The following is a 10790-nucleotide window of genomic DNA, read 5'->3' as shown; positions in this document are numbered from 1 at the left end:
GCTGCCGAAGTTTTCGATAGAATGGCGGGATTCGATCACCCCTTCCGAGCCGGAGCCCCTGCCATGACGCCGCCGCCCCCGTCCGACAGCGACCAACGCCGCCCCTCCCAGTACGAGGTGGTGGTGCAAGGCATCCAGGAGATGATCGTCTCCGGTGAAATCGCCTCCGGCGATCGCCTGCCCGTCGAGTCGATCCTCGCCACCCGCTTCGCTGTCTCGCGCAGCTCGCTGCGTGAAGGGGTCAGGGCGCTGGTCGCCATGGGCATCCTCGAGACCCGCCAGGGCTCCGGCACCACAGTTACCTCGCTGGACCCGGGGCTGCTGCTGAAGCCCCTGGAGTTCTGGGCGGGCATCCAGGCCGGGACCTCGTCCCGCGACCTGCACAATGTGCGCCAGGCGCTGGAGGTGGAGGCCGCGGCGGTGGCGGCGCTGCGCCGAACCGACGAGGACATCGAGCGCCTGAAGGCCGTACTGGCCGAGGCCGAGCCCGCCATCCAGGCGCTGGACCACGAAGGTGCCATGGCCGCCGACCTGGAGTTCCACCTCAGCCTGGCGAGGATTTCCCGCAACCCCGTGCTGGTCGCCCTGCTCGAGGCACTGTCGCGGCCGACCCTGCGGATGCGGTTGTGGCAATCGATCCACCTCGGCGGTCGTATCGCCATCACCCACCAGGAACACCTGGCCATCCTCAATGCCGTCGTCGCCGGCGACCCCAGGGGCGCCCATGCCGCCATGCAGACTCACCTCGCTCAGGTCGCCGTGGTGCTGCGGGACACCCCCGATTCGCGTTAAGGCGCTGCCAGTTCAAGAGACGCCAGCTCAGGCCAGATCACCCTCGTTGCTGGTCTCGGGCCGCGGATGACGCTGCACATAGAGACCGAAGGCCACGATCACCGCGAAGCACACCGCCACCACCAGGTAGCTGGTCTGGGCCGAGGTGATATCGATCAGCCAGCCCTGGGCCAGCGGCACCAGGGCACCACCGACGATCGCCATCACCAGGCCGGCGGCGCCGTACTTGGTGTCCTGCCCCAGCCCTTCCAGCGAGATGCCGTAGATGGTGGGGAACAGCAGCGAGATACAGGCGCTCAGCAGCACCAGGGCCACCGCGCCGAGCAGGTTGCCGCTGAACACCGCCACCAGCGATAGCGCGACGCCGAGCACGCACATCCCGGTCATCAGCTTGCGCGGGTCCACCCGACCCATGACCCCGACCATGACGAAGCGCGACACCAGGAAGACCAGCAAGGAGGCCTGCAGCCAGTAGCCGGCCTCTTCACTGCCGACGCCCAGCGCCTCGGTCACGTAGTGGATGGTGAAGGTCCAGGTGCAGGTCTGGGCGGCCACGTTGAAGAACTGCGCCACCACCCCGAAGGCGTAGCGACGGTTGCGCACCAGCCGCCCGAGACGACTCCCCGACAACGCCACCGTCTCGCTCTTGCGGTCCGCCATCAGCGCCTCGTGGCGCGGCACCCGCACCATGGCGATGGCAATCGCGATCACCACATAGACCAGCGCCAGAGTGATATAGGGGCCCATCACCGCCTGCAATTCCGCCGACTGCATCTCGGTCAGCGCCTCCTGAGTCAGCGAGGCGCGCTGCTCGGCGGTGGCCGGATTGACGTGGGGCAGGATAAACACCGCGGCCAGCAGCACCCCCAGGTTCGACCCCACCGGGTTGAAGGACTGGGCGAAATTCAGCCGCCGTGTGGCGTTCTCACGCGGGCCCATCGCCATCACGTAGGGATTGGCAGACGTTTCGAGGATCGACAGCCCCGCCGCCAGAGTGAACAGCGCCACCAGGAACATCGAGTAGGTCATCATCTGGGAGGCCGGCATGAACAGAAGCCCGCCGGTGGCCGCCAGCAGGAGGCCGATCAGCACGCCACCCTTGTAGCCCAGGCGCGAATTGATCCAGGCCGCCGGGATCGCCAGGGCAAAATAGGCGCCGTAGTAGGCGAACTGCACCAGCGACGCCTGCAGCGCGCTCATCGAGAACACCGAGCCGAACACCGACACCAGGGGGTCGGTCAGATTGCCGGCGAGCCCCCAGGCGGCAAAGCAGGTGACGATAAGCACAAAGGGCAAGGTCATGCCCCTGTGCAGAAAAGAGAACTTTTCCGGCGCCGACTGTTGCTCAGCCGCCGCGGTAGAGGATGCATCCACAAGTGACTCCTTGAATGTATTTGTATGCGGTTATCGAGACAATTGATCAGATGAATTTTGCTAGTGAGGGAGAAGCTAGTCGAGGTGCCACGTGAATACAAGGAATGAGAAGCAAGACAAACGTCTTAGGAGGCGCGGAAGAAATTATTGCAATAAACTGTTTTAGTTGATTTTTGTCGCTGCGACGTGGAGCAGAAAAAACTCAAGACAGAAGCAGCATCAGGGGCGCCAGGCGAATGGCTTAGGTTCGCCTACTGACCTTCGCGAGAGATAGATACGATGAATAGCTCGCCGATCCACAAAGAAGACATCACGCGCGCATGCCAGCAGGCGTACAGAGCAGGGGTGGAGTAGACAGGTCGGCAAGAGAGGGGCGCTGGAGAGCTGGGGAGTTATGGCGGAGGGGAGTTATGACGGAGGTGGGGAAGACGCGAGAGGCGGAAGAGGCAAATTACCAGAAATGCAGGGGAATAACGCAGGGTGTCAGGGAACCGGTCGAGTCGCAGAGATGGCGACAACCTCACCGCCTCGGCTCCTGCACTAGGCAAGCATCGCCAACACATGCTGGCGCTGTTGTTTCACGGCATCCCCCAGAATAGACAACAGCCTGTCATAGTCATCAGGCATCCTGGTGTCCATGCCGCTGGCTTCGAAGCGTGCGATGGTGCACTTGACCTCGTCGATCAGACGCTGCAGCTCGTCGATGACGACCTTTTGCTCGCCCTCTTTCATGCAACACCCCTATAGCCATCAGCTTGAGCAGCCAGTTGTCGTTATCCATATGGACAGATCACCCATCACCAAGCAGCGCCAGCGCGACCTCGGGCACAACGTTGGCCTGGGCCAGAATGCTTTGCCCCGCCTGCTGAATGATCTGCAGCTTTACCATCTTGGCCGTCTCTTGTGCGTAGTCCGCGTCAATCAATCGGGACTGAGCGCTAGCCAGGTTGGTCTCCATCATGTCATTGCCTTCGATGACGGAAGATAGCCGATTGTCCACCGCGCCCAGGTGGCTGCGCTTGGCATCGACCATGCCGATCGCCCGGTCGACGGCGGCCAGGGGATTGCGAGGCATCTGGATACGGAAATCTTCGCCCGCCTCCTGGATTCTCAAGGTCGTATGGGGCACGCCATCGTCGCTTTCGCCGTCCCCATCTGTCTCGACGAAGAATGACCGGTTGACCCCACCTTCAAGGTCGGTCGGATAGTAGACCACCACCTCACTGTTGCCGTTCTCGGTACGGAGAATGATCTCGCCATTTTGATCGAAGTCGACCAGGGTCGCGGTCTTGTATCCGCCAAGCAGTGAGCTTTCTCCCGGCAACTCGAAATAATAGTTGCCGTCTTCGCCTTCCCGAAGGACCTCCTCGTAGACGCGCCCTTCGGCATCGGTATATTCGACAGAAACATTGCGCGGATCGATGGTGACGGTCGAGGTGCCATAGACCTTCTCCACCACTTGATCCGCAGCACCCAGGACGGTGGGATCATTCTGCGTGGTGGTCGCGCGATAACCTGTCAGGGCACCGCTCGAATCCAGCTTGAATTCGACACCGGCGTCGTAGAAGCCAAAACCCTCGCCGCTGTCCATCTTGCCACGAATGACCCAGGAACCATCGTCGGTTCTCTGCACCAGTTCCGCGTCGTCTACGCCCAACCCACTGGGGAAGTCACCGGCCCCCGAAGCAATACTGCCTAGCCCTGGTGCCCTATCGATATCCGTGTCAATGACAGCGCCGCTACCGGCCTGCTGGAAGAGGTCGACTCCGGCGTAGGCCTGGCTATCGCTACTGATAGACAATTCGGAAGAGGCACGGGTGATGTCATAGTACTTGTACGACCCTGCTTCTCCCGTCCTCACATAGTAGCCGTCTGCCCCGTCTTCATCCGCGAAGCTGAATATTTCGGCGGAGTCACGCTCACCCGGTCCCATACCTGAAAACGTCAGGCTATCGAAGTCACTGACGGCATACGTCTCGCCATCAACTTCAATAGCTTCGGTCACGCTATGCCCGGTACCGCCCGGCGGACCAACGAGTTCGTCCACCGACAACGATAGACGGGTATTGGCATCGTCCACGGCAAAATAGGATACATCGCCGGACACATTGCTCTTGACGTAATAATGGGTGTTGCCTGCGTCATCAATACCCTTGACCACCTGAGACGATCCGCCGCCGGGAGCATCCGGAAAACTCAGCGAATCGTAATCCGCCAGGGTATAGTCCAGTACCTTGTCACTCGACGTATAATAGTCACCGCCATCGAGATAGTCACCTTCCGGCACTACCGTGGTGACAACGCCTCCAGCCTGGTCAAAGTCGACGCTAAAACCCGCTTTCCGGTAAAAAAGCGCTCCATCAATATTGTCTTCGATGTAGTACGTCCTGGATTCACCATCGGGCTCAATGCTCACCAGCCTCTGGTTATCGGCCAATCCCGATATCGGCTGAGCCGCGAATGCACCTGGCTGATACATCTCCCGGGGGTTGGAGATGGTCAGGTCGCTATGATCGGTCGCCGTCTCATGGGTGGCTTGCCAGTCGACAAAGGCAAAGTCTCCACCTCCCATACTGACGTAGTAGCCATTTTTTTCGGAGCTGTCGGGAAGCTGGTAGAACCCTGCCTCGGCGCCGTCGGGATAGGTCACGCTGGTCGAGGGGTGGTCGACCAGGATGTCCTTCGCCTGACCCACCAGGGTGTCGCGAGGGGTGACACTGCCAGGATCGCCCGCCACATTGAAATCTTCCAGGCCAAGGGCCGCGACGCTGAAGCCTGGCGGATTCAAATCGAGGTTCAGCACCTCCCCGTCGTTGGCGCCCACCTGCAACTGGACGTCACCAGCGCTGCCGTCGAGCAAGGGAATGCCATTGTACTCGGCAGACGCAGCCAGTCGATCGATCTCCATGAGGTTCTGATTGATCTCCGCCTGGATCGCATCGCTATCCGTGTTCTGATTCGTTCCATTCAAGCCCTGCACGGTCAGGTCACGAATGCGCTGGAGCTTGTCATTGATGCTGCTCAGTACCCCTTGGGCGGTCTGCGACATGGAGATGCCATCGTTGGCGTTCCTGGCGCCTTGGCCAATACCCACCTTTTGCGCTTCGAACCGATTGGCGATCGCCTGAGCCGCTGCGTCATCCTTTGCGCTGTTCACCCTTAGTCCCGACGACAGCCGATCCAGCGTCGTACTCAACTGAGAATGAGAGCGAGTGCTCTGCTGCTGAGCCTTGAGCGACAACAGGTTGGTATTGATGACGGTCATGCCAGCATCTTCCTTGACGTGGGCGTATTACCCTAGGTATCGGCCACCATCGAAGAAGGCTTTAAGTTATTTGCGTAAAATTTTGTATGCTAACTTTTAGATGCATAAATGGCAGAAAAAAACCGGCCCTCAAAGGGGCCGGTTCTGTAAGGGGGCATCTTGACTGAGCCAGAGAGGAGCAACCACCCTCCTCCAGGCTCAGAGTCGCCTTTGGCTGGAAGGTCGTCTTAGCCCAGCAGGGACAGCACGCCCTGCGGCACCTGGTTGGCCTGAGCCAGCACCGAGGTACCGGCCTGCTGCAGGATCTGAGCACGGGTCATGTTGGCCACTTCCACCGCGTAGTCGGCGTCTTCGATACGCGAACGAGCAGCGGACAGGTTGGTGGTAGTGGTAGACAGGTTGGTGATCGCCGACTCGAAGCGGTTCTGGATGGCACCAAGGTCCGAGCGCAGGGTATCGACCTGATTCAAGGCATTGTCGATGGTGGCCAGGGGATCCTCAGTGGGTAGAGAGGTAGCAAGCTTGTTGCCGCGGGTCACCGCGCCGTCGTCTGCCACCTTGGCCTCATAGTAGACGTCATTGCCGTCGTCGTCCTGATCCTTGATCACATACGCCGGTGCGCCTGTTTCACTACCGGTATAGGCATGTACCTTATCCTTATCCTCGCCAGTAAAAGCGACGCCACCATCACCAAGATCCGTCGCAGCTGACAGCGTTACACCAGTAGTAGAGTCGGCAGTTGCATCCACCAGACTCACAGAGCCGTCCTCGGCGACATCGACCTCATACTTGCCGTCCTTGCCTGAACTGGTAGAGCTGGTCACATTGGCATAATACTTGCCATTATCCCCCGCGGAGATTGAGCCAATGACAGCATCGGATGCGATGCTCGATACATCTGTACCACTATGGTCGATAGCTGTTGCAACTGTCGCACTCGTTGCCGCACTGGCCACCTTGCTTTCGTCAATGCCTTTCTCGACGCTAAAGCCTTTCATTTCCAAGGTATCAGCATTAATCGACTGAAGGTCTATCTCGATAGTTTCATCGTCGTTGGCACCGACCTGGATCGACAGAGTCTGTTCTTCCTTGAGTACCTTAACCCCGTTGAAGCTGGTCTCGTCCGAGATACGATTGATCTCTTGTAGCCGCTGGTCGATTTCTTTCTGGATGGAAGTCAGGTCATCAGCCGAGTTGGTATCGTTCTGCGCCTGAACGGTCAACTCACGCACACGCTGCAGGTTGTCGTTGACCTGGTTCAACGCGCCTTCGGCGGTCTGGGCGACGGAGATACCGTCGTTGGCGTTACGCTGGGCCTGGGACAGACCGGTGATCTGTGAGGACATGCGGTTGGCGATGGCCTGACCGGCGGCGTCGTCCTTGGCGCTGTTGATACGCAGGCCGGAGGATAGACGCTCCATGGAGGTGGTCAGGGCACTCTGGGACGCGTTGAGGTTCTGCTGACCAATCATGGAAGTGATATTGGTATTGATCACGGACATGGTGTCATCCTTCCTTAAAGGGTTGGGCTCCATTGGCGGACCATCGGGGGTCTGCCGCAACGGCGCCGTTGGCCGTTACCCTCTATATCGGAATCCAGCCCAAAAGCTTTAGGGTTAGCCCGAAAAAAGTTGTCGGCCCCGCGACGCCAACGCCAGCCTCCTTCATTCGCTCGGAGAAGCCCTCCATCTTGTGCCTTTTCCTGGCTTTGCTGCGGGCACTGCTCGACTAGCATCGGAAGCCACCCCCTCGATGGAAGCCTCTGCCATGCGTTTACACCGGCCTCGCCCTGCCCGCCAGAAATCCGCCCAGGATGCGCTTCAACAGGCAAGAAGGCGTACGCAACAAGCACCGGATGATGCCGAGAGCTGGCGGCAACTCGCTGCCGTATCGATTAGCCGAGGCGAATTGGAAAAGGCTATCGACGCTGTGCGGAGAGTCATCGAGCTGTCCAAAGATGATGCTCCTGCCTTTGCGCAGCTAGGCCAGTTACTATTTCGCCAAGGACACTATCTGGAGGCCAGACAGGAGCTTGAGCACACGTTGTCGCTAGCCCCAGACCAACCCAAGGTGCACATGACGCTATGTCATATCATGCTCAGTGCCGGCCAACTCGATGGAGCCCTGCACCATGCTGAGCAGGGCCTCAGCCTTAGTCCTGACGATCCGGCAATACTATGTACCCTGGCTGAGGTTGCCAGCGCCCTCTACGACCTGGAACAGGCACGGGAGCTCTATCGCCGCGCCAGCAAACTGGATCCTGACGCCTATATCCCATGGAACAACCTGGGCGGAGTCGAGCGCCAACTGGGGAATCTGGACCAGGCCCTCACCTGCTACCAACGCGCCAGGGAGGTGGCGCCGAGTCACCCGACTCCGCTAGCCAATCTGATCACCACCCTCCACTATCAACCCGGCGCCGATCCAGCCAGGATTCGAGCGCTATGTCAGCAAGCCAACGTCATCTACTGCGGTGGCACAGCCGCTAAACGGGCGTCGACCGCTCGACTTGGGAACAAGCCTCTGCGTCTTGGTTTTCTGTCCGATGGCTTTCACAGCCACCCGGTAGCAAAGATGATCACTAGCGCCCTCGAAAGGGTCTCGAATCAACCGTTCAGCCTTTACTTCTATTCCACAAGTCGCAAAGTCGACCAGTTAACCCGACGTTTGAAGAAGCTGGCGTATCGTTGGACACATGTAGACCACCTCGATGACAAGGCTCTCGTGACCCAGGTTCGCGACGATGGTATCGATATTCTGTTCGACCTGTGTGGTCATATGGCAGGGACCCGAATGAGCGCGATGGCGCTACAACCGGCCCCACTGATCGTCAAGTGGGTGGGGGGGCTGATCAATACGACCGGCGTCGAGGCCATCGACTATCTGCTGAGCGACGCCATCGAGACGCCACCGGGCTGTGACGACGACTACGTCGAGAAGCTGATCCGCCTGCCGGACGACTACATCTGCTACGAGGCACCGCCCTACACGCCTGAGGTCAACGCCCTGCCTGCGAAGACCAACGGCTACATCACCCTGGGCTGTTTCAATAACGGCACCAAGCTCAACGAGGTGGTGCTGGGCGAGTGGGCGACTCTGATGCACCAGTTGCCCGATTCGCGCCTGCTGCTCAAGAGCCAGCAGTTCAAGGGCAGCGAACGGGCGGCCAGTATCACCGCCTTCATGGAGGCTCGGGGTATCACCGCCGAGCGCATCATGATCGAGGGACCCTCCCCCCATGGAGAGCTACTCCGGACCTATCACCGGGTGGATATCGCACTCGACCCCTGGCCTTACTCCGGCGGCCTGACCACCTGCGAGGCCTTCACCATGGGGGTGCCGGTGGTTAGCCTGCCCGGGCCGACCTTCGCCGGTCGCCACAGCGCCACCCACCTGATCAACGCCGGCATGCCGGAACTGGTCGTCTCAAGCTGGGATGAGTACCGCGAGCGCGTCCTCGAGCTAGCCGCCGATCTAGACAGCCTGGCCACCATTCGCCGACATCTGCGCGAGGTGCTGCTGGGCTCCCCCGTGTGCGACGCCAAGCGATTTGCCCGCCACTTCACCACCGCCGTCAGGGCCATCTGGCAGCGCCACTGCGAGGGCAAGCCACCGGCAGCGCTGACCTTCGACAAGGAAGGCCAGGCCACCTTCGAGGGCGACAGCGCTCCTGTTGCGATCCTCCCCGTCGAGCCGCATGCCGAGACAGCAGCAGACGACGGTTTTCGCTGGAACTTCGAGGGCCGCGTAATCGTCGTTGACAGTGGCGCACGCCTGCTCAAGACCGGCAACCCTCGAGCCCTGCTAGACCTCGACGCCTTCGGCGTGGTCGCCTTCGACCCCGCCAGCCAGGTGAAGAAACCCGAGTTTCTGAAGACCCGTGACGACGTCGACCTGTTCGCCCACGCCTGCCTCGGTGACGGCAACCCAGGCGAACTGCACGCCACCCTGAACGGCCAGTACAGCTCGCTGCTCGAACCTGAAGCCGCCGAGTGTCTGCCCTACACCCTGGCCCAGCCGATGCGCAGCCTGACCCGCCTGCCGATCAGTACCATTGCCCTGGACAGCATCGAGGGGCTACCTACCATCGACTGGCTGTCACTGGATCTTTCCGGCGACACCATGGCCATTCTCGAGAATGGCGAAAAGGTGCTAGAAAATGCCTTACTGCTGCAGATCCAAGTGCCCTTCCAGCCGCTCTACCAGAGGCAGGCCGACTTTGCCCAGGTCAGCCACTGGGCCCATCGCCACGGCTTCCAGTTCTATCGCTTCAATGCGGTAACGCCAGTCCCGGTAGAGGAAGAGGCCAGCTCTCTGGGCGCCAGCGAATGGTTGTACGCGGACGCGCTGTTTGTTCCCAGCCCCGCTCGACAAGCGGCTCTCGAACCAAATCGTCTCTCTCGTTTGGCTTTCGTCATGCATACGGTATTCCAAGCTAAGGACCTCGCATGGAAATTGCTGAAACGGGCTGGCTTGGCAGAACGTTACTTGGAGGAAGAATGCAACGCTAAACTTGGGTTGCCTCAGGGAGCACCCAACGACAAGGAGGTCGAACAAGCTATCAACCTGCCTGACGCTCCCTTCATGACGCCACCGGAGCGGCAGCTCTTTCTAAAAGCCCTGCGCAAAGCCAAGCACTATTTCGAATTCGGGGCGGGGGGCTCTACCATCTGGGCCGTACGCGAAGGGCTAGTGGTGCAAGGGGTGGAAAGCGATGCGACGTGGGTAACGGCCTTGGCGGACACCTGCGGAGAAAAATGCCAACTGCGCAGCGTCGATATTGGCCCCACCAAGGAATGGGGCTTTCCGGTAAATACTCAGCCCGACAACCGGTTTGAAGCCTACAGCAAGGCCATCTACGACATGCCACGCGCTTTCGACCTGGTTCTTATCGATGGGCGCTTTCGCGTCGCTTGTACGCTCACCACCATACTTCACACCATGGAGCACGCTGAAAATTTGAATAACACGCGGATCTTTATCCATGACTTCTGGGATCGCCCTCATTATCACAGCGTGCTCAAGTATCTCGAAATCGTAGAAAGGGTTGATACTGCTGGGATTTTCATAATTAAGGAAGGCCTTTCCACCGAGCATCTTCAGCAGGAGTGGGAGAATTTCAAGCACGTCCCTGCATAGAACCCGCTGCCCACTTACGATCATCTCAACCCTCAGGACGATATCGATCCGCGGTATCGTCCTGTTTCGTGTCCCCCTCCACACAATCCTGTGCCTATTCGCTGACGCATCTTCTCTACGGTTGTCCCCCTCTCGCCCTTGCTGGACGCTGACTCTGGTGGTGGACGCTGACATCAGGGGCTAGCACTCGCGGTTGATTGAGGTATGTTGAAGACTGTTT

Annotated in this window: 6 protein-coding genes; 2 read left to right on the top strand and 4 right to left on the bottom strand. The window is 59.7% G+C overall.

The genetic code is table 11. The features are described 5' to 3' along the window. The first annotated feature begins 63 nt into the window (after positions 1-63). On the top strand, positions 64-792 hold the full coding sequence (locus C9F12_RS08430; protein WP_162816418.1) for a FadR/GntR family transcriptional regulator: 729 nt from the start codon (positions 64-66) through the stop codon (positions 790-792). A gap of 27 nt (positions 793-819) precedes the next feature. Here the strand turns inward: C9F12_RS08430 and fucP are convergent, their stop codons facing one another. The 4 genes from fucP to C9F12_RS08410 form a co-directional block, all read right to left on the bottom strand. Next, positions 820-2166 (bottom strand): L-fucose:H+ symporter permease, encoded by a 1347-nt coding sequence (fucP, locus tag C9F12_RS08425; RefSeq protein ID WP_205254649.1) that lies wholly within the window; start codon positions 2164-2166, stop codon positions 820-822. A 540-nt stretch (positions 2167-2706) separates the two neighbouring features. Continuing rightward, positions 2707-2898, bottom strand: coding sequence for a hypothetical protein (locus C9F12_RS08420; RefSeq protein ID WP_108448573.1), 192 nt, complete (start codon positions 2896-2898; stop codon positions 2707-2709). 58 nt (positions 2899-2956) lie between these two features. Further along, positions 2957-5431 (bottom strand): flagellin, encoded by a 2475-nt coding sequence (locus tag C9F12_RS08415; RefSeq protein ID WP_108448572.1) that lies wholly within the window; start codon positions 5429-5431, stop codon positions 2957-2959. A gap of 227 nt (positions 5432-5658) precedes the next feature. Next, a complete protein-coding gene (locus tag C9F12_RS08410; protein WP_108448571.1) occupies positions 5659-6933 on the bottom strand; it encodes a FliC/FljB family flagellin in 1275 nt (424 codons plus the stop codon). Positions 6934-7198: 265 nt separating this feature from the next. Between C9F12_RS08410 and C9F12_RS08405 the strand changes: the two genes are divergently transcribed. Then, positions 7199-10570 carry a tetratricopeptide repeat protein gene (locus C9F12_RS08405; RefSeq protein WP_162816417.1) on the top strand — a complete coding sequence of 1124 codons (3372 nt, stop codon included), beginning with the start codon at positions 7199-7201 and terminating at the stop codon, positions 10568-10570. The last annotated feature ends 220 nt before the right edge of the window (positions 10571-10790 follow it).

This window comes from Halomonas sp. BN3-1 (assembly GCF_003056325.1).
GTDB classification, from domain to species: domain Bacteria; phylum Pseudomonadota; class Gammaproteobacteria; order Pseudomonadales; family Halomonadaceae; genus Halomonas; species Halomonas litopenaei.
Note: the sequence above shows the minus strand (reverse complement) of the source record. Positions and strands in the feature narration are given on the sequence as shown.

Excerpts from the sequence above, each read along its gene's own strand:
- C9F12_RS08410 (WP_108448571.1), bottom strand. The coding sequence starts at position 6,933 with ATGTCCGTGATCAATACCAATATCACTTCCATGATTGGTCAGCAGAAC.
- C9F12_RS08405 (WP_162816417.1), top strand. The coding sequence starts at position 7,199 with ATGCGTTTACACCGGCCTCGCCCTGCCCGCCAGAAATCCGCCCAGGAT.
- C9F12_RS08415 (WP_108448572.1), bottom strand. The coding sequence starts at position 5,431 with ATGACCGTCATCAATACCAACCTGTTGTCGCTCAAGGCTCAGCAGCAG.
- C9F12_RS08430 (WP_162816418.1), top strand. The coding sequence starts at position 64 with ATGACGCCGCCGCCCCCGTCCGACAGCGACCAACGCCGCCCCTCCCAG.
- C9F12_RS08420 (WP_108448573.1), bottom strand. The coding sequence starts at position 2,898 with ATGAAAGAGGGCGAGCAAAAGGTCGTCATCGACGAGCTGCAGCGTCTG.